The following is a 20,094-nucleotide window of genomic DNA, read 5'->3' as shown; positions in this document are numbered from 1 at the left end:
CATGAAAGTCACTTCCGAACACAATGAGCGCATTGCCAGAATGACTTTTGCTTCGGTATATCCGCATTATGTGAGAAAGGCCGAAAACAAAGGACGCACGGTGGCCGAACTTCATCAGGTGATTGAATGGCTCACTGGTTTCGGCGAAACCCAACTACAAACACTCATCGACGAAAAAGTAACATTCGAAACTTTCTTCAATCGCGCCACACTTAATTCGAATGCGCATCTGATTACCGGTGTAATTTGCGGTTACCGCATTGAGGAAATTGATAATCCGCTTACCCGTCAGGTGCGTTATCTGGATAAACTGGTAGATGAACTGGCGAAAGGGAAGAAGCTGGAGAAGATTTTGAGGAGCTGATTTTCTACATATTATTGAATTATGCGAAAACGCAAAAAATATCCTTGTCCTTGTTGCAGACACAATACACTTCCTGAAAAAGCCGGAGGAACCTATTTTATTTGTCCTGTTTGTTTTTGGGAAGATGATCCGCTGCAACATCAGAATAGGGAATTGAGCGGAGGGGCAAACCGGGTATCACTGAATGAGGCACAGAAGAATTATGAAGAATTCGGAGCCTGTGAAAAAGCGATGATAATTCATGTGCGTAGCCCGTTAAAATCAGAATTGCGCGCAATTAACCGGAAGCAGAAAATGTAATGCTAATTTTATCGTAAACATGAAATTCATCACCATTTCCGATACACATGGCCAGCATGATAAACTCATTCTTCCTCCCGGCGATGTAATTATTCACGCAGGCGATTTAAGCAAGCGCGGAAAAGAACATGAAGTGAAGAGTTTTCTGGATTGGTTCTCATCGCTCGATTATACATACAAAATATTCATTGCCGGGAATCATGATTTTCTATTTGAGCAATATCCTGAAGAAAAGGTGCGCGCACTGATTCCTGATGATGTAATTTACCTCAACGATAGTGGCGTACGGATTGAGGGCATACACATCTGGGGTTCGCCGGTGTCGCCGTGGTTTTTCGACTGGGCCTTTAACCGGCAGCGGGGCAAGGACATTGATAAACACTGGCAACTCATTCCGCCGGATACGGATATTCTGATTACACACGGCCCGGTGTTTTCCATTCACGACCGCACCATTCGCGGGCAGCTGGTAGGATGCGAAGATTTATTGCTCAAAGTAAAGGAAATAAAGCCGGGTGTGCATATCTGCGGCCATATCCATGAAGCTTACGGACAGGTGCAGGTTGACGATACTTTGTTTATCAATGCGTCGGTGCTGGATGAAGATTATGTGCTGAAGAATGAACCTGTAGTGTTTTGGGCTGATTTTAGTACCGGATCTTTAGATCGCAGCATATCTTACCACCTGTAAATTAGTCTCTGCCGGTCAGCAATTGTGTGTTGTGGTATTCGGAGAATAGGCTTATATTTAAATCGTAGTCTAAACTTTTAACTAAATAATATTAAGGCAACGCATTCTGTTTTCTCCCGTCTTAATTGATGAATAACAGCTTCTCATGCACATCGATTTCAGATTAACAAACAGGTTTATTTGCATTCTGATACTGGTTTTGACATTTTCGGTTACCGAAACTCATGCCCAGTTCAGCAAGCGGATTTTTCATTCGATTGGTATTACGCCATTTCTCGGATCCATTGGTGCGCCTTCAAAATACGGCACAGCCACACTCGATTTATTTAATCGCCCTACGTCGCCAAACTATACACCTACGTATGCCTATTCGGTAGAGTATCAGCGTTTGTATGCCGATCGCGGCCCTATTGTGCTGAGTGTAACGTATGATCTCCGGCTTAATCTGATTGAAATGGGGTATCTCAATTCCATTTCCATCAGTACTCCTTTTTCAGCCGGGTCCAGTATTTTCAATACATCACAGCGCATTGGTCATGTTACCGCACCTGTTTTCGCCGATTACAATCGCGGGCACAATGCGGTGAAGCATAATGGCGCCAACCGGGGTTTTCATGTGGGTGTAGGCTATCAATGGATTGCAAGCGGACTAGTGAATGGCGGGCCGGCCGACAATAATGCCAATTTTGGCATGGAGGTATGGTCTGTGCCCATGGTTCGGGGCGGTGTGCGTTTTTTGCTGCCCAATGGCCGCAGTGCATTTGTGGATGCGTATTTCAGTCGCATGTACAGGCAAAAAACCGTTGCCGGCGTTACTTCAACACCTTACACGGTGGGTGCTGGCGGCACGGGTGGCGGTACTGGCGGCGGCGGTACGGGTGGCACGTATGTAAAACCCGGTGATCAGATTATGCCTCCTGTGCCGCCCGATCAGGGTGGGTACGTTGATAATTATCAGGCCGGTAATTACCGCTATGAAAATGTATGGTCGCAATACTATTTTAAAATTGTACTTGGCATTACCCTCGAAGGTCGCAAGAACCGTCAAAATCCCGTTCAAAACCATCTTGTACCTGATTTTGCCTTTCATTCCACAACGCCAAAGCAATAACCAATGTGTAAACCGGCGTTTGCATTTATCGCAGTATGGCTTCTGCTGTTCGCCGGTAAAATCAGTGCGCAGCACGAGCGGTTATTTTTTCATTCAGCAGGTGTAAGTATCCTGTCGGGCATTGTGGCGCCTCCTGCACAAAACATCCAGTCGGTCATCAGTATTTATCAGCGCCCTGTACAAGGCGGTGATCCTGTTTTTCTTCGCACCGAAACAGTAAACCGGCTTTACAGTGATATGGGCTTAATTATTTTCAGCGCCACCTACAACCTGCGCTGGAATTATCTGGAACCAAATAAAAACAGTGCTTTTTCGCTGAGCACAGCACCTACACTTGGCGTTACCTCTTTTTATCTGCTTGGCCGTTTGGGCCATTTTTCGTTGCCACTGCTTGCCGATTTTAATTTTGGCTACAAGGCCACCCGGTATTCCGAAAAAAACTACGGCTGGCATTTGGGGGTGGGTTGGGAGTTTCTCGGAGCCGGCCTTGTGAAAACGAAAACAGACAATACATTAATCTCCGACTACGGTTCTCAGTTTTGGACAATGCCGGTGTTCAGGGCAGGTTTCAGGGCTAAGCATTACTTTGTTGATTTTTATTTCAGCACAATCAGAATTCAGCGCACACCGGGTGGCTTTCTCACGGAGGCTGATCTGGCGGGCGAATTTCAACTTTCGCAATACGAAAAGAATGAAGACGGCGAACCTCAGTTCGTGCCGCTTGGCCTTGCCGGGAATGGCACTTACGAAGATATTTTTGAACGCCGGAAAGGCATGCAGGAAATGGCATACTCCTCTTACTCTTTCAAAATTGTATTTGGCTTGTATATTCATAACGGACGCGCTACCCGTAAACTTGAGAAGGAGCACAATGCCAGGCAACGCATAGATAATTACGCATTCCGCTGATGACTACAAACTGCTATTTATGTAGTCAGCGTTTTCGTGTGCTGCTTGTGCTCTTCATGTGTTGCGGTGGTGTTTCACTTGCGGCGCAGGCACGCCTTACACATGTATGGGGTTTTTCCTTTCTCTCCGGCGCAATAAGCGGTCCAGCAGTACGTATGCCCGCATATTATCCGCTTTTTCGTTATGATACGCAGCCTTTTTTACCGCCGTATGTGCATTCGTTTATAAAGGTTGACCGGTTTGTGCCCAATGGCGGGCGTATTCTGCTCGGGGCTACCTGCAACCTGCGTTATCCGTTATTGATTGCTGGGCCTTATTCCGCATTGTCGTTGAATGCGGCGCCTGCATTTGACCTGAATGATTTTAACATTACATCTGCATTTGGCACATTTTCGCTGCCTGTTTTTTTGTCGTACGATTTTGGTGCCGGGTCGGGGAGGAAGGCCTGGAAAAACAAAGGTTTTCATGTGGGTTTAGGCTGGCAGGCATTGGCGGGTGGTGTGTTTTTTTCGCAGCAAATAAGTGGTAATACAATGCAGTTTTGGATGCAGCCTGTGGTGCGTGCGGGGGTAAGAAAGATAAATGCCCGGGGTAAACTTGTGTTTTGTGATGTCTATTTCGGCATTCCGCAACTTCAAAAAAGTTTCAGAGCCATGCACGGCATTTCACCCTACGGCAAGGTAATTACCGAAAATGGCGTGCAGTCGCTTTACCTCTTGCCTGAAGAAGAAAGTCCGTTGCCGTTTGATGATATTTATGCGTTTGTTACCAATACCGGTGATCTTTATCTTTCCCCGGCTCAACCCATAGAGCCTGTATTTGCGGAGCGTTTTGAAGGCCCGTTTTATTATGATACGTTCAATACAAAATTTTATTTCAAACTTGTTTTCGGGTTTGGTAAGGTAAGATGAGTTCTGGTAAGGTGAGGGTGCGGGTTTGTGCAATTGCACCGGTAATTTTATCTTACACAAATGAAACCTGCCTCACTGCTTGAGTCATTACGCGCCCTGCTTTATACGTTCGATGCAACTTCTGCTGCACAGAAAGCCGCATTGCTGAAACAACTTTCGGTGATACCGCTCAATGCCGGTAAGCAGCTTTTTGCGTATCACGAAATGCTCATGTATATGCTGGCTTATCCCGATAACCGGCTTGTTTATGACGCAGCAGTGCGCGAGATGAAACGTATTGCCACATTGCTCAGGCATATGCAGGCCAAACCTAAATCAACCCTGCAGGATTGTGGTTTACCTTTTACACGAATGACTGCGCGATTTACAGCCGATATGCTTGAACAGCTTGAGGAGGACAAGCACTGTGCAGTGCAGCTCGATTCGTTTGAAGAGGGTGGACGTAGCCTGAGCGCCGTGCTGGAAGCCACATTACCCGTGGTGGAAAAGGAAAAAGCCGCCGTATCGGATGATAATATTGAGCTGCTTGACGCGCTGGGAATACGTCCCGCCAACCGACTGCGCTTTATACTTTCAGAATTGCGCAGCCTTGATGCACAGCCGAAAATTAAAGATCTGCTCTGGCAGGAGCTTCGCGCATTTGTAACTATTGATGCGCAGCATATTAGTTTCAGCCGCGCATTTAATCGTGTGCAGGATGCTGATTTGTTTTTTCACGATACGTTGCAAAAGCGGATTCACTTTGAGGAGCTGCTGCACGCGCCGCTGCCTGCTCCCGAAACACTTTCTGCAGCGCAGCGTAATCAGCTCATTTCCGTAATACGCCGTGCAATGGTACTTACCATGCGCGAAACCGATACGTCCACATTTATGCAGCCTGTATCGCTGCGCTACTTCATACTCGAACGCGGCATTTCAGTGGCGGTGTATGGCATGACTGCTCCGCATCAGTTGCCGCTGCAGTCGTACATTGGCTATACGTTATTTAAAAACGGCTTTCCGGCAGCCTATGGCGGCAGCTGGGTGTTTGGTAATACGGCATTGTTTGGCCTCAATATATTCGACTCTTTCCGGGGCGGCGAATCGGCTGTAATTATGGGGCAATTGCTGCGCGTGTATCATCAGTTGTTTTCGCTTCACAGCATTGAAGTGGAGGCCTATCAGATTGGTAAAGACAATGAAGACGGCATACGTTCAGGCGCATACTGGTTTTACCATCGTTTCGGGTTCCGCTCGCTCAATGCAAAACTGAGAAAAGTGGCTGATGAAGAACAACGTAAAATAGCGCGCAGCAAAAACCACCGAAGCTCACGAAAAACACTGCTGACTTTGGCCGAAAGCAATGTGGCGCTTACCATTACGCCATCACACAGCCACAAAACCGACGATTATCTTGCCCGTATTTCGGCACATATTGTACGGTATTATCAGGGCATACGCCGCAATGCGGTAAAGCATGCAGTGAATAAACTCATGGTTGATTTGCAGGTGGATGAAGCCTTTGTAAATACCTATCGTCACAGCTTCGAAGAGTGGGCGCTGTTTGCCGAATGTTATGGAATGAATGAGAAAATTGTCCGCACAATAATCAGGAAACTCATTGTAAGTAAGGAAACCGATCCATATAGCTATAACAAGTCGGTTTCCGAACTGATTAAAAAAATGCACGGATAAACTTGATTTTCGACGCTTACAGGTGGTTGATAAACGATTTTGCCGGTTTTTAAACCCGACCGGCAATATGTATATTTACGAGCTATGATAAACTCTCCCCGTTTGCAGCTGCTTGCTGCATTTATTGGCTGTTTGTTTGCTTCGGCGTTGTTTGCCCAGCTGCCCGATATGCGCAATTTCCGCCGGCCGGTTTCCAATGGTCCGCTGCCGACTGATTTTGTGACCCCCACAGCCGAAAAGTATAAAAACGACCTTGAGAAGGTAGATAAAAGCCAGCAGCAGTCTATACAGGATGCGGAGGACGAATTTTATCTGCTCACCAATTTTCAGGTTGATCAGATGCGTTTCAGTGGCGAAGTGCTGGTGAATGATTCGATGGGGCTTTTTGTAAATCAGGTGGCCGACTCGTTGCTGGTACACGATCCGGAGTTGCGCAAAAAGCTGCATTTCTATATTCTGCGCACGCCGGTTGTTAACGCATTTGCCACTGATCAGGGCGTAATTTTTGTAACTGTGGGGCTGCTTACCCGCGTGCGGAATGAAGCCGAGCTGGCGTTTGTACTGGCGCACGAAATTATTCACTTCAAGCGTCGCCATGTGGTTACAGGTTTTCTCGAAACCGAAAAAATGCGCACAGGCACCGAGCAGTATGAAGGCATTACGCTGAACAACCGTTTTTACAAAAAACACAGCTACTCGCGCACGCAGGAAACACAAGCCGACGAAGAAGGATTTGAACTCATGCTCAAGTCGGGCTACGATCCGCATGCGGCGGTAAAAGGTTTCGATTTGCTTGCGCAGGCTGATTTCCCGTTTACCGACACCACCTTTACCCGCTCATTTTTTGAAGGCCAGTATTTCCTGCTTCCGTCAAAATATCAGGCCGACACAATTAAGCCCTACAAGGTTGACGAAGAAGACGGCGACAACGATCTGGCTACGCACCCCAGTGTAGGCAAGCGCCGCAGAGGCATGATGCGCAAGTTTAAAAGCGCAACCGATACAACGGGCGCGTACTTTCTTGTGTCGGAAAAACAGTTTTACCGTGTGCGCATGATGGCACGTTTTGAAGAATGCGCCCTGCACAGCGATGAAGGCAACTACCGCGATGCTGTTTACATGACCTATGCCATGCTGCAGTATTATCCCGGCAATCCGTATCTCGAAAAAGAAATGGCACGCGCCCTTTACGGCAGTGTACTGGATAAAAACATGACATTCGATTTTGGCGATCTGGCGTCATTGCTGGGAAATATTTTTGTGATTACCGGTGGTGATATGGGCAGCAGTGAAAAGCCCACCGGCGAGATGGGCCGCTTTAACAGACTGGTAAATAAAACCGAGTCGGAAGCGTGGAATGTGCTGGCGTTGCGTTATGCCTGGGCTGTACATTTGAAGTATCCGAACGATGCTGATGTAGCCACGTGGACAACCGGACTATTCCGCGAGCTTACCTTTTTCCACGAGATGAAGCAAAGTGATTTCCAGAGCAGCGATTCGCTCTGGATCCGGTTGGGTAATATTGCTGCGGCCGATACTACACTGAAGAAAAAGCCGAAGTCTGATTCGCCCCGCGATCGTTTTCAGTGCGCGGTGGATAATTATGATATTGATTCCATCTATACCGATGTGGAATACTGGTCGTTTGCATTTATTGAGGAGTTGAAGGATGCCCGTTTTGTGGAGATGTTTAAAAAATCGACCGCGTTTGCCGACAGTGTGAAGCAGGTAAACGAAATTCTCGACCAGATGAGCGGAACTGAAGAGCGCAGATACCGCCGCCGCCGGAAGTCGGAACTGCTGGGGCCGCAGGGCATACAGCGTGTGGTACTTGTGGATCCGCAGTTTGCCGTGTATGATCAGCGTAAAGAGCGGGTGCCGATTGATATTACAGCCTCGCTTGAAGGCCGTGCCGAATTTGTGGCCGAGCTCCGGCGTTCGGCCGCATTGTGCAACATCAACCTTACGCTGCTTGATCAGACTGTGCTTGATACATCATCAGCTGCGGCATTTAACGATATGAATACCGCCAGCCGCTGGCTTTCCGTGCGCGAAGATGTGCGTCCGTCTAAACTCATGCCATACTCACAGGAAGACATGCAGGCGCTGGCCAAAAAGTACGGCACCAATTATTTTATGTGGACAGCCTGCTATGTGTATCGCGATAAACGACGTGTGCAGGCCATACGTGCTGCGGGCGCACTCATTCTGCCCATTGCACCGCATGTAATTTACCGTCTGTTTACACCCACAGAAAGCGTAACCTTTGTGACAATCGTGTACGATGTATCGACCGGTAAGCTGGTGTACAGCCGGAATACAGAAATGAGTAATCAGCGTCACACCAAATCGCGTTTGCGTTTGCATGTGTATGATCTCATGCGTCAACTCTCCAACCCCAAAAAGTAAGCAGCCATGAAACGTATTCTCTTTATCACGCTGCTGCTTGCAGCTTCCTATACATCCTTTGCACAAGGCAAAGGCGGTTATCTTGGTCACCGCATCATTGTGCAGGCCGAGGGTTCATACATGCCATTCAATTTTGCTTCGTCCACGCCGTTTGGTTTGCTTTCTGACCAGCGTTTTGTTTATAATTATCAGTACGGCGGTGCGCTGCATTGTATCATCAGCCGGCGCACGCAGCTGGGGGTGAGCTACAATCGTTTTAATATGGATGTAGGCAATACCTATTCGCTCAACGGCGCGGCTGAAGAATATTTTGGCACCAAACTCGACGGGCAAACGATGTCGATGGTGTTCCGCACTTTCCGTAAAGGCCGTGGAGGCATTGCACCCATTGGTAAATTCTGGGATGCCGAGCTTGTGTACGCACAGGCCAAATACAATAACGATGTAACCAACACTCTTGATGTACCGCTTTACATAAACGGCAGCAAGCCCGAAACACAAACCGTATTACAGGCGCAGTTTGCCTTTGGTACACAAATGTTGTTTTGGGAACGTGTGGTGGCCAACACCGGTTTGCGTTTCAGTGTACCGTATGTGCTGAACATCAGTGCAAACGAAGATCCGGTTTTCACCGCATCCGATTTTCAGCGCGATTTCGGTATGCGCCGGGCGTTTTCGGTGTTTTTCGGAGTAGGGATTTTATTGTAAACCCCGATGCGTGTACTCTTTCCGCATCTTGCCGGTTCATTAGTCATTATGGCGTTGCTGCTTTTGGGTTCTTGTTTGCGAAGGCAAACAGGCGAACGCCTTCCGCCTCCGCCACTGCCAACTGCAGAGACTTCCGATAATCAGTGCTATCTGAATGGAACGCTGAGCTTCAGCCAGCGTTTACAACGTGCACCATTCAGTGAAAAATTAACTGTACGCCTGATTTCGTTTTCAAAATATATGATTGGTGTAAAGGCTCTTGTGAAAGACTCTGTACTCCAAAAACAATATGTTATTGATAATATTATTCTTGATTCGGTTAAAACAGACAGCCTTACGAATGTGCTGTACAATTACAATTATTCCCCAAAAACCACTTTAATCGAAGAAGTGCAATACGGTTGTTATGAACCCCGGCATGCGATATTGTTTGAAGACAGTCGGGGGCGGGTGAAGTATTATTTTGAATGCTGTCTGGAGTGCCGGGGCTTCAAAAGCAACCTTCCCGATTCGGTATGGGGGACTTTCTGCACAGGTAAATATGAGTTGCTGCAATCCTGTTTTGCATATTGCGGCGTGAAGTATTTCGGGCCTGGTGAACCCAAATAATCAATCGTGTTTTGCTTGCAGGGACAAGCCCATTGAAGCGAAATTCGATAGCCGGATTTGCCGGAGCGTTACGATCTTTACCCCAGCATCTTTCCATATTTTTCCAGTTCCGCCTTCACATCCCGGTACCACCACTGATTCCACTTTGATAATTGCGGATAATAACTCAATCCCTTTTTCAAAAACTCCTTTTTCACATACAATGAGCCGATAGGCGGAAGATCAGTGCGGAGAAGCGTATCGGCATAGGCCACAAATTCGCGCTCATTGTGGTCTTTCATGGGGAATATGCGCGTGCGCTGCTGCACGTGCAAAAGCTCGTGTGCGAGTATGCGTGTGAGCAGACCAAAGTCGAATGTATCGGCAAGGATTTCGGGGCTGATGAGAATTTCGATGGGTTTGTGGCCGGAGGCAATGGCGTAGGCCTGACTTATTTCGGGCGCCATTCGAAAGACTGAGCCCGTGCGTATAAGCCCCAGCTCGTCGCATAGTGTAGCAAGCGCCGCCGCTCCCGGTGTGCCTTTTTCAAGGGCAGTGCGAAAGCGGCGGTGGATGGCTTCAAAATCGTTGGGCATTACTGTTTATGCGCTTCTTCGGGTGGTACTTCTTCTTTGGGCGGTAGAGGTTTGGGCAGTTTTTTCGCTTTCAGTTTCTTGAAGAGCTTGTTGTAGTATTTGTTGGTCTGCTCTTTTTCCTTGCCTTTGCGCTTTATCTCGTAATTGTAATAAATCACTTCGCCGGTTTTCAAATCAAGCACGGCCGATTCGAACTGATAGCGTACCTGCGGTATGAACAGTTTGTAAAGCGCAGGAGGGAAAATAACACAGGTTACAGTGTAAAGCACCGGGCGCTGGATGCGTTTGCGTGTGGCCGATTCTACCGCAGTAAACATGATGTAGCGCACGTTGTACAAGGCCGCAATTGAATCAGTTTCGTGTTTGTTGTTCAACGTCATGGTGTAACGGTTGTTTCCATGACGCAGGCGTTCAAAAAACCATTCATTCAATGTGGCCATCGCCGCAAACGAATCAGTGTCGAGGCTGTCCATTTCAAACGGTGAAAGTAAAATGGTTTGTACGCCTTGAGCTGAAGCCTCACGGCGAATCACGCCGCAAAGCGATACCTGTCCGTTTTCACTTGCCGTATAATCCTGCTCCAGTTCACGCTCCTTGCGTTTCTTTTGCTGGTATGTTTCATATTCCGGACAAATCACCACGAGCCTGTCTATTTCACACCCTGATTCTTCACGGTATTTTTTCCATTCCTCCCTTTCCTTCTTGCTCATTCCGCGACGAAGCAGCCATTCGGGTGTTTCGTCGGCATCCACAAAACTGGTGCGTTGCGCGGTGTAATAATTGAAACGTTCAATAAAAAGCGAGTCTTTGAGTAAATCCACAAACGCAAACTTTACAAAACGCTCTTTGTCTGAATTGAGTTTGAATTTGTCGAGTCGAGAGTATTTCGAGTCACCGGTTTCGCCCACATCTTTTGCACGCTGCAATGAGTCGTCACGCAGTTTCTGTCGCGCAGCTTCAGCCGAAATTGTGGAGAAATAGCTGCGTGGCAGGTTTTGCTTAAACACCAGCATGGAAAACAAACTGTCGCAAAGCTGCGCCTGAAACCTGTCGGTAGTATCGGCACGATACAAATCCCAGTTGTAGGTAAGGGTAAGTACAGTTAATTCGTCGGGCTCCAGTTTATCAAACAGGTGAAACAGCTGCTGCTGCTGTCCGGTCATTTTTTCCCAGTTGGGCAAACGATAAAAACCGCCCGTGCTGAGTCTTGAATAACGGCCGCCACGATAGCTCATAAACATTTGCGAGGGGTCGAAAAACATATTGCCCTGGCTCTTGGTCTGGCTGTAGGTGGTAAGGTTAAACAGCGCATAACCGATCATCTTTTCGAGATAAATATCGTTCGGATGCTTCTGCAGCAGCATGTAGGCGCAGTAAATGGCTTCGGGATAATCGCGCACAAGCATGTGCAGGCGGCACACTTCATAACGCGAACGCTCGCGGAACTGAATAAACTTTTCTTTCGAAATAATGTAAAGCTGCCGGCCTTCTTCACTCACACTGTCAACCGACGAGATAAGGGCCATACGGCGTTTGCGCACGTTGGGGTGTGTGCTGTTGCGGTCTTCGTAGTTGTCATCCGAATAAATCGGATCCACCTCTTTACGGAAATAGCCGCCGGGTACTTTCATATCGCCACGGTTAAACCACAGCGTGTCAAACGTCATATCGTCAAACGGTAAATCCGAATATTCAAGCACATCAAACATGCGCAGGGCTTCGTGTGCCCGGTAGTTCGATTTGCTGTAGAGATCAAACCCCATTGCATCCGCTTCAAGTTCATGCTCACGTGTGAACTGAAAGTAACTGCGGCTCCACATATAGCTTGGCGCATTGCCGGTTTGCTCTTCCAGCTTTTCGCGTTTACGGAAGCCTTTCAGCATGTGTTTCTGCTTGTAGTGCATTATTTCATGCGAAAGGATGTAGGCGAGCTGAGCCTCATTGTCAACCTGCGCCAGCATACCTACGGTAATCATAATTACACCCGTGGCCGATGTAAATGCATTTGGCTCGGGTGTTTTATACACATAGAAGCGCAGCTTGTTGAACAGCGCAGTATCGTCTTTCAGCAGCAGCCGGGCTACATCGGTAATGTAGGTGCTCATCGGATCGTTGTAAAGGATGAGGCCGGATGTAAGGCGTTGCTGCGAATAGTAATTTACCTCGGTGGTAAATTCCATTTCGCCTTCGTCCATCGGATCGCCGGCGGCTTTGCGGCGTTCGGCCTCTTGTTGGGCAATCAGGTGACTGGGCGTGGTAAAACTGGCGGGGAGTTTACCGGCAGGCTGAAGCGGCCCCACACGCACAGGAGCGGCAGGCTGCGCCAGTGCGAGCGAAGAAATAAATAAAATCGGGAGAATAAGGTATTTTTTCATAGCAGTTTTGTGGGGTACACACCCTCATAATGTATGGGTATGCTTAAAGATACAGGAATGATGCTGATTAAGGCCTGAATTCATAAAGAATGATCGTTAAAAAAACAAAAACAGCGTTTGTTTTCACGAAACGCTGTTTTCTGCAAATTGTTGTGGTGCTTAGCGGTCTTTCGGACGTTTCATGGCTCTGAAGCCGTTGTTGAAAAAGTTCAGCAGCCGGTTTTCTTTCGCTGAACCACGATCAATATTCTGATGGAGCATGACCATTTCCCCGGTACGCAGGTCGTAGATCAGGGTCGTATTCCGGGTGTAGGTGCCTTTGCCTTTTACTTTTTTGGTAGTGCAAAAACTACTCATTACATACGGTGTACCAAGCCGCGTGGCAATGCTGTCGCCCAGACCGGGATAGGCGGTATTGGTAATGAGTGAGTTTCCGCCGAGCTCGCTGCGCTCGCTCAGCCAGGTTTTCAGCATGCAGTAGGTGGTGTAAAGCGCAGTGTCGGAACTGTTCATTTTCTCCGGATTCATATACACCAAAGTTACCCCCATCGTTTTCGCCGCATTGAAGAGCGATCGTTCCTGCGCGGTAAACATTTTGCCGCTTTTATCGCCGTCGTATTGTGTTTCGCCGGTGTTTGTATTTTCATTCAGCCAGTATGCCTGCGGCTCCATCACCGCTACGCGTGAGAGGCCAAGCCCTTCGGGGCCATACAATCCGCGCTGACTGCGAGCCGTGATGTCGAGATCATCGTAAGGGTTTTCGCGGGGAGTTTCCCGCACATCTTCAAACGTAAGCAGGAATTTATTGCTGGCCTTCATGTAATCAACAAACGCATAGCGGTAGTAGAAATAAACCGAATCGCGTTTCGTGGAATCAGAAGGATAGGGGCCTTTGTACAACACCAGCAGGGCAGGGTCGTATAGCGTTGCTTCTTTCTTCTCGCGTATAGACGATTTAATTTCTTTTTCCATACGTTCCATAGTTTCCTGCAGTTCGGCCAGACTGTAATAAGTGCGCCCGCGATTTTCGTTATAAATTTCTTCGCGTATTTTTTTGGGATAGAATTTCGGCAGGCGCGTGTTGGTCATGTCTTTTGGCCTGCGGAATCCGTCAAACACATCGCGCTGCATTTCATCTGTGGGCGAAAATGCTTTTTTGCTGAAATACTCCGGCTTCAGATAATGCCAGGCTTTGAGTACTTCCATCAGGTTGAGGCAGCGTTGGTTGGTTTGATCGTTAAACTGACTTTCTTCATTCAGTTTCCAGTTCCAGTCGAGCGCCAGTACTGCCCATTCAAACGGATAAAGCTGGTGGAAAAAATGGACCAGCCGCTGGCATTCGCCGTGTACTTCTTCCGGGCCCTGCATTACATAATCAGGCTCATCGTTGTTGTTGTTAAACAGCGGATGTGATTCGTAGATAAATACATCGGGCAAGGTGTAAAACTCTGATTCGCTGTAATAGATGGCGAGGTTGTAGAGCGATTTGCCAATAACCTCACGCGCAAACTGATCCTTACTGTCTTGCTGAAGCAGGATATATGCGCCGTAAATGGCCTCGGGGTAGTTGCGCTCTTCGAGGTAAAGGTTAATCACTTCACGGCGGCAGAATTGCTGCACAATGCGGAAACTGTTTTCCGACACCAGCCAAAGCGGCGTGCGCATGGATGTATCGCCAAGCAGCGGTGCAATTACGCGCAGGCGTTTATCGAGACCCGGGTGCGTGCTGCGCGATTCGTCGCGTTCCACATCGTCTTTTTCCACTTCGGCAATTTTGTCGAGTGTGTAATACGACGGGAAGCGGTAATCGCCGTGTTCAAAAAAGCTCGGGTACATCGGAATCTGTCCGAACGACCAGTTGTGATGTTCCAGCATTTTCAGCGCCGAGTAGCCTTCGTGCAGGGCATAGCCGGCATTGCGGAAAATTTTCACGCCTTCCTCGTCGGCCTCCAGTTCAAGTTCGCGCGTAAAGCGCAGCACACCGGCCATGGGGTCGAAGTAGCGGCTCTCCGCACGCTGGCGGTTGCGAAAGCCTTGCAGGTTGTGGCGTTCGCGGAAGTGTACAATTTCGTGCGAGAGAATGAACGCCAGCTGCGCCTCGTTTTCGATATGCGCAAGTAGTCCGGTGCTCAGCAGCAGGGCGCCGTTGGCCATCATAAACGCATTCACCTCGGTCGAGCGCAGGGTGTACACAGTAATTTTCTTCCGCAGCTTCGGGTCTTTCGCCAGCAGGCGGTCGAGAATGCGCCCGGCATAGTTGCTCACCGAATCGCCCACGGTAAGTTTGCCGGAGTTTACAAAATTGGCAAACGAGTATTCGGTGAGGTAAATGAAAGCCGTTTCGCTCTCGTCAAGCAGACTGCTTTCCATTTTGCGTTCTTCCACCATTTTCTTTGCACGCTCGTCGGGCTTGCCGGTAAGCGGGGCGGGCAGGGTGCCATGCGAGTGGAAGAGGGTTTGGGCGACTGTTACAATCGGCATGAGTGCCATTGCCAGTTGCAAAATGATCCGGTAGTTTTTCATCGACTTTATATTGATCTGAGGGGTGTGTTAATCCAAACGCGGGTATTTGGTTTTTTCCAGCAAAAACCGGTAATACCATTTCTGAATATCAAAGGTGGCTGTACGTTTGTTTTCTTCATGCAGATACATCACCAAGTATCCGGTTTGTAATTCATACACCAGAGAAACAAGCTGCGATTTGGGAACCGTAGAGCGCATCAGGTAGCTCACAGCGTAGGTATAGGTAATGTAAGGAGTGTGAAATGCCCTGCTTACTGAATCGCCCAGACTGGTATAGGCAAATGTAGGTAGTGAGAATCCGTATGCAGAATAATTATCATGTTCGCGTTGCCAGGTTTTAACCATGCACCAATTGGTATAGCTTGCAACATCAGTACTGCTTATCGAAGATAAATCCGGTATAAACGGATAGCACTTTTCATACCCGGCAGCAACCTGAAGAGCCTCCCTCTGGTACTGCGTATATTCATCTAAAAGTTCATCACCCATAGCAATAGTTCCGGTTCGCTTAATTTCGCTGTAATTCACCGCAAGCATGCGCCCAATCAGAACCGTGTCGGCTCCTAGTCCGTATTTACTTCTTTTATCATATACAATTCGATTTCGCATACTGTAGTCTGACAATGGTGTTTCATTCCCTTGCGGCCCGGCCTTTCTGAATGTTTCCACAAACGTGCTGTCTTTCATGTGGCTGGTAAATGCATAGAGATAATATACATAGGCATAACTATACGCCGAATCATCAGGCATACCTTTCCATTGTACAATAGCCTTTTCATCGGAAATCAGGCGGCTGCTTTTTACGTTGAAATAAGTTGTTTTTAAAGGAAGTGTATTTGTGTTTGATTGATACACATCTTCACTGTTTTTGATGTCGTATTGTGTACTGATCTGTTCGATGTTTTTTTTAGGTGTAGCAGAAAATTCAGGCGCTTCTTTGGGCTTTTCCCTAAGGGCACCACTTCCAATTACCGATTTGTTTAAAAGCTGCGACGGTGGCGTAAGTGTTACGGAAGGCTTTCTGTTCAAAGTAAATGAAGTTGTTTCCCTTACTTCATATTTTTCACCCAGCGAAATTGGTTTAAATGGAGCGGGAGAAAATGCCACATGGGAAAAACCCGAATTGTGTTTTAACATCCACATCAATCGTTTCACCTGTGTCTGCTCAATTGATTTATCAGCTTTCTTTAACGCTTTCAGGTTTTTCCATTGCCAGTCAAGAGCGAGAATGTAAAATTCGGTATAACTTAACTGGTGAAGAAGGTAATTGATGTGCTGAGCTTCGCCAGCAATATTAGAAGTGGGCTGAATTGTATATACAGCAGGTGGTGTATTTACAGAATTAACAACCGGTTTCAGCGGAACGATATAAATTAAGGGAGGTGGTTCCGGTATTGATTGTGTTTTGTAGATGGCGAGTGTATTTAAACTATGGGCAATAATACTTTTGGCAGGCTGATAGGTGGAGTCTTTTTTCAGGAGCAGGTATGCCGAATAAATGGCGTACTCATGCTGCTGATCAATAAAGAATTGCCGCATTACTTCCTGTTTCGCCAGTGTGCTGAGCGAAATAAACTCGGCCTCTGTTTGTAAAATAAATTTATTTCCGGGAGCCTCAACTTGTTGGATGAGTGATTTTAAAATAGTAATTCGTCGTGAAAGCTGAAGGTTAGTTTGTTCATTAAACGAGTTTGTATCTCCGGCTACCAGTTCTTTTAAGTGGTAAGATGGCGGAAATACATAGTCACCGTGCTCAAAAAAACTCAGATCAAAAGGCACATCATCAAAGCTGGCTTCAGGGTTGTAGAGCAGTTTTAACGCGGTGATCGCCTCAGAAGCATCATATCCGGCTTCGAGATACATTTTTAAGGCTTGGCGGTCAGCGGCGCTTTCTTCTTCTTCCGAGCGTGTAAAAACTGCTGATTCTAAATCAAGAGAGTCTTTTTGGAAATTGAGCTTAGTGGAAGTAATCTGCCGGCCATCAAATATATTTCTGTACACAATAATCTCGCGTGCAATCAGGTAGGCCAGTTGCGCTTCATTGGCAGTGCGGGCAAGTATGCCCGTACTTACAAGCATATTGCCATTGTAGAACGTATAAATTTCTGGCTTGCTTGAACGAAGGAGATACACATTGAGGTTCTGTCGCAACGCTTTGTTTGAAACAAGGAGCCGGTCAATTATCTGCGTACAAAGCAGGCTGACACTGTCGCCCAAAGTAACCATACCCGAATTCACATAATAGGAAAATACGCTTTCTGAGGCCCAGACATAATTCTGCGCATTTACCGATTGAAGCCCCAGCCGTTGAATGCTGTTTTTTGTACGCACATCAACCGGCTGAATAAAGTCTGCGGGAATATCGCCTTTTGACTTTACTAATGAATAGTCATTGTATTGTGCCTGTGCAGAAAGCCCTTGCAACAGTGCGCAAAACAAAACCAGAAATGAATAAGAGGTGCTGTTCTTGAGGTTAAGCATCTTGTTACAAATATGCAAAAAAGTGCAGAATTCAAAATGAATTCGTGCGGGTGTAGCGGGGTTGGTATTGACGCGCAATGTAAACATGGATTTCCTCAGTAGCAGGTATGTTTATTTGGGCTGGTAGCTTATTTTCTTTCTGATGTTACTATAATGTGTATTTAACAAATAACTTTTAGCAAGCATGCTGTTTTCCTCATACCAGTAAAGTACTATTCGTCCGGTATCCATGTCTATGCCTGTAGTGGTTATGCGGGAGGCTGATCGACCATCAGATTGTGACTGGTTAATGACGTAGCTGGAAAGTATGATGTTTGTTTTAAAGAAAATGGTCACATTATTCCTGAGCACTCCGCAAATGTCGGGTGCTATATACCGGTCTTCTTTAAGATGGTTGTATAAATCACTGAGTATGGTTTGATAAATACAGTAATAGGAGTATGCAAATGTGTCGTTTTCAGTTAAATTATGTACACTGTAAAACGCAGCATTAGCATAGTTGTCTGAATAAGAGAAGACTGCATCTTTCTGATATTTCCGTACTTCTTCCGATCCGTCATTGTTAATTGTAAGCTGTTCCAGGCGTGAATTATATTGTCTTTCTAAACCGTAAATGTAACCGGGTATAAATTTATCTTTTCCCAATCCGGAGTTGTGCTTCATTTCATACACCACATAAGGGGTAAAATCCCTGTATGTTTTTTCCATTGTAATTTTATCTGCTGATCGATTAAACGCCTTAATAAATTCAGCATCATGAATGTAGCTTACAAACGCATATTCGTAATAGTTGTATATTACAGACTCATATTGTTTTTCAGGATCGGCTTTCCGCCAGGTTACTGCTTTTACAGGGGGAATTATTTTTGATGTTTTGTCTTTTTCTCCGTTAGGGTCGTTTATCGAATACCCTTGCATCTTTTGTTCCAGATTATTATCCTGAGTTTCCTTGTATGTACCCCATGCGTCTTTTGCTTGCAGTGGTTCTAACGTAATTATAGGTTTGCCTGTTGGTTTCGGAAGCGGGTTCTGAGTTAAATTTTCCGGGGCACTTTTTTCATTCAACACAGGTTGGTAAGCAGTGTGCGAAAACTCCATCAGTCCGAGATCGTAATTCGCTTTTAGGATATTCATCAGCATTTTAACTCTTTTCAGTGCATCTGTTTCAGTAGCATATTGATGATATAGCCCCCAGTTATGATCTAACGCAAGAATTGTAAGTTCAGGGTGACTCATACTGGTGAGAAAATGATTTACACGCTGAGCTTCTCCTGCCTGTGTTACTTTTTCAGCAACTTCTTCGTCTTTATTTCCAGTGCTCTTTTTTGAATAATCTTTAAATGCGGCATTTTTTTCTAGTACAATTACATTGGTGGAATAGGTTGCATGGTCCGGCGATTCGTAAATTGCTTTTATGGCAAGGCAATAGGCAATTGTGCGGCGGGCGGCTTTATTCTGGCTGTCGGTTTGTAAAATCACATAGGCGCCGTATATCGAATGATTTATTTTTTGATCAATACAATACATGCGTATGGTTTCCTCGCGTGCCCAAACTTGCAGCTGTGAAATATTCTCGAATGCTGATTTCCCTTCTGCCTGCTGAAGCAGTTGAATGTAGCTTTTCAGATCGTTTATCCGGTTGCTAAGATTAGGGAACAGTTGCATGGCCAGCGAGTCTGCGGGCGCCAAAACAAGCTCTTGCAGTTGATAGTTTAGCGGGAAAATGTAATCATCATGCTCAAAAAAGGAAATGTCAAATTTGATATTCCCGAAACACTGGTCGAAAGATGAAAGTAAGGTCAGTGATTTCACGCTTTCCTCCATTGCATACCCTGCATCAATAAAAAGTCGAATAGCCTTTTTATCTGTAACAGCTTCCTGCTCTGCCGAGAAAACCGAAACCCTGTCCTGATATCGGATATTTCTACTCTCGCCTGAGTATGTATTCAGGTAGTTTTCACGCGCATGGTTTTCGCGGATATGAATAATTTCCCGCGCCAGCAGATAGGCTAATTGAGCTTCATTTTCAATTTTCGAGAACAGTCCGGTACTCACAAAAATAATTCCGTTGTCGAACGATACGAGGCGGGCTTCATACGAACGAAGAAGGTAAACGTTGATTTTTTTGTTAAGCTCAGGATCATTTACAAGTAAGCGGTTTACAATTCGTTGGCTGAAATTGCTTATCTCATCGCCATAAGTAATTATTCCTTCTGTGATATAATGACTAAACGTATATTCCCGTATATAGATGTAATCGACCTCGGCCTGAGTGAGTCGTTTTGATTGTGCTTTAATCGCATCAATTTCTTCTTTTGCAGCCGCTTCGGGTTTGATAAGAAATTTTCGTGGAATCTTCCCGTGCGAATACATCAACGGGAAGTCAGCTTGTTGTGAATAAAGGCAGGAGAAGGCAAGTAGCCCGCACAGCAGAGAGAAAAACCGTAAAGACAT

At 46.5% G+C, this 20,094-nt stretch carries 15 protein-coding genes; 10 read left to right on the top strand and 5 right to left on the bottom strand.

The features are described 5' to 3' along the window. Position 1: 1 nt before the first annotated feature. From IM638_06910 to IM638_06865, 10 genes are all read left to right on the top strand, one after another. Entirely contained in the window at positions 2–364 is a 363-nt protein-coding gene (locus tag IM638_06910; GenBank protein MCA6362751.1) for a DUF2200 domain-containing protein, read from the top strand. Positions 365–385: 21 nt separating this feature from the next. Next, positions 386–664, top strand: coding sequence for a hydrolase (locus tag IM638_06905; GenBank protein ID MCA6362750.1), 279 nt, complete (start codon positions 386–388; stop codon positions 662–664). Between the two features lie 19 nt (positions 665–683). After that, positions 684–1,355, top strand: coding sequence for a metallophosphatase domain-containing protein (locus IM638_06900; GenBank protein ID MCA6362749.1), 672 nt, complete (start codon positions 684–686; stop codon positions 1,353–1,355). 145 nt (positions 1,356–1,500) lie between these two features. After that, positions 1,501–2,466 (top strand): hypothetical protein, encoded by a 966-nt coding sequence (locus tag IM638_06895; GenBank protein ID MCA6362748.1) that lies wholly within the window; start codon positions 1,501–1,503, stop codon positions 2,464–2,466. A 3-nt stretch (positions 2,467–2,469) separates the two neighbouring features. Next, positions 2,470–3,375 carry a hypothetical protein gene (locus IM638_06890; GenBank protein ID MCA6362747.1) on the top strand — a complete coding sequence of 302 codons (906 nt, stop codon included), beginning with the start codon at positions 2,470–2,472 and terminating at the stop codon, positions 3,373–3,375. Beyond that, positions 3,375–4,286, top strand: coding sequence for a hypothetical protein (locus IM638_06885; protein ID MCA6362746.1), 912 nt, complete (start codon positions 3,375–3,377; stop codon positions 4,284–4,286). Before IM638_06890 ends, IM638_06885 begins: the two co-directional genes overlap by 1 nt. A 60-nt stretch (positions 4,287–4,346) precedes the next feature. Next, a complete protein-coding gene (locus tag IM638_06880; protein ID MCA6362745.1) occupies positions 4,347–5,960 on the top strand; it encodes a hypothetical protein in 1,614 nt (537 codons plus the stop codon). Between the two features lie 84 nt (positions 5,961–6,044). Then, entirely contained in the window at positions 6,045–8,369 is a 2,325-nt protein-coding gene (locus IM638_06875) for a M48 family metalloprotease (GenBank protein MCA6362744.1), read from the top strand. A 6-nt stretch (positions 8,370–8,375) separates the two neighbouring features. Further along, complete coding sequence (locus IM638_06870) at positions 8,376–9,077, top strand: hypothetical protein (GenBank protein MCA6362743.1); 702 nt, start codon at positions 8,376–8,378, stop codon at positions 9,075–9,077. A 6-nt stretch (positions 9,078–9,083) separates the two neighbouring features. Then, a complete protein-coding gene (locus IM638_06865; GenBank protein MCA6362742.1) occupies positions 9,084–9,686 on the top strand; it encodes a hypothetical protein in 603 nt (200 codons plus the stop codon). Between the two features lie 77 nt (positions 9,687–9,763). On the opposite strand, the gene IM638_06860 is transcribed toward IM638_06865, so the two are convergent. The 5 genes from IM638_06860 to IM638_06840 all read right to left on the bottom strand — a co-directional run bounded on the left by IM638_06860 (position 9,764) and on the right by IM638_06840 (position 20,094). Beyond that, entirely contained in the window at positions 9,764–10,261 is a 498-nt protein-coding gene (locus IM638_06860; GenBank protein ID MCA6362741.1) for a hypothetical protein, read from the bottom strand. Continuing rightward, complete coding sequence (locus tag IM638_06855; protein MCA6362740.1) at positions 10,261–12,636, bottom strand: M48 family metalloprotease; 2,376 nt, start codon at positions 12,634–12,636, stop codon at positions 10,261–10,263. The genes IM638_06860 and IM638_06855 overlap by 1 nt, the downstream gene beginning before the upstream one ends. Positions 12,637–12,795: 159 nt before the next feature. Continuing rightward, positions 12,796–15,159 (bottom strand): M48 family metallopeptidase, encoded by a 2,364-nt coding sequence (locus tag IM638_06850; GenBank protein ID MCA6362739.1) that lies wholly within the window; start codon positions 15,157–15,159, stop codon positions 12,796–12,798. Positions 15,160–15,186: 27 nt separating this feature from the next. Continuing rightward, complete coding sequence (locus tag IM638_06845) at positions 15,187–17,640, bottom strand: hypothetical protein (protein ID MCA6362738.1); 2,454 nt, start codon at positions 17,638–17,640, stop codon at positions 15,187–15,189. A gap of 111 nt (positions 17,641–17,751) precedes the next feature. Then, positions 17,752–20,094 (bottom strand): hypothetical protein, encoded by a 2,343-nt coding sequence (locus IM638_06840; GenBank protein ID MCA6362737.1) that lies wholly within the window; start codon positions 20,092–20,094, stop codon positions 17,752–17,754.

The sequence above is a fragment of the Bacteroidota bacterium genome (genome assembly GCA_020402865.1).
Lineage (GTDB): Bacteria > Bacteroidota > Bacteroidia > Palsa-965 > Palsa-965.
The sequence above is the reverse complement of the archived record's forward strand: the minus strand, read 5'-3'. Positions and strand labels throughout refer to the sequence as shown.

Bases quoted from the DNA above. Each gene is read 5' to 3' on its own strand.
- IM638_06910 (MCA6362751.1), top strand. From the start codon at position 2: ATGAAAGTCACTTCCGAACACAATGAGCGCATTGCCAGAATGACTTTT.
- IM638_06905 (MCA6362750.1), top strand. From the start codon at position 386: ATGCGAAAACGCAAAAAATATCCTTGTCCTTGTTGCAGACACAATACA.
- IM638_06900 (MCA6362749.1), top strand. From the start codon at position 684: ATGAAATTCATCACCATTTCCGATACACATGGCCAGCATGATAAACTC.
- IM638_06895 (MCA6362748.1), top strand. From the start codon at position 1,501: ATGCACATCGATTTCAGATTAACAAACAGGTTTATTTGCATTCTGATA.
- IM638_06890 (MCA6362747.1), top strand. From the start codon at position 2,470: ATGTGTAAACCGGCGTTTGCATTTATCGCAGTATGGCTTCTGCTGTTC.
- IM638_06885 (MCA6362746.1), top strand. From the start codon at position 3,375: ATGACTACAAACTGCTATTTATGTAGTCAGCGTTTTCGTGTGCTGCTT.
- IM638_06880 (MCA6362745.1), top strand. From the start codon at position 4,347: ATGAAACCTGCCTCACTGCTTGAGTCATTACGCGCCCTGCTTTATACG.
- IM638_06875 (MCA6362744.1), top strand. From the start codon at position 6,045: ATGATAAACTCTCCCCGTTTGCAGCTGCTTGCTGCATTTATTGGCTGT.
- IM638_06870 (MCA6362743.1), top strand. From the start codon at position 8,376: ATGAAACGTATTCTCTTTATCACGCTGCTGCTTGCAGCTTCCTATACA.
- IM638_06865 (MCA6362742.1), top strand. From the start codon at position 9,084: ATGCGTGTACTCTTTCCGCATCTTGCCGGTTCATTAGTCATTATGGCG.
- IM638_06860 (MCA6362741.1), bottom strand. From the start codon at position 10,261: ATGCCCAACGATTTTGAAGCCATCCACCGCCGCTTTCGCACTGCCCTT.
- IM638_06855 (MCA6362740.1), bottom strand. From the start codon at position 12,636: ATGAAAAAATACCTTATTCTCCCGATTTTATTTATTTCTTCGCTCGCA.
- IM638_06850 (MCA6362739.1), bottom strand. From the start codon at position 15,159: ATGAAAAACTACCGGATCATTTTGCAACTGGCAATGGCACTCATGCCG.
- IM638_06845 (MCA6362738.1), bottom strand. From the start codon at position 17,640: ATGCTTAACCTCAAGAACAGCACCTCTTATTCATTTCTGGTTTTGTTT.
- IM638_06840 (MCA6362737.1), bottom strand. From the start codon at position 20,094: ATGTCTTTACGGTTTTTCTCTCTGCTGTGCGGGCTACTTGCCTTCTCC.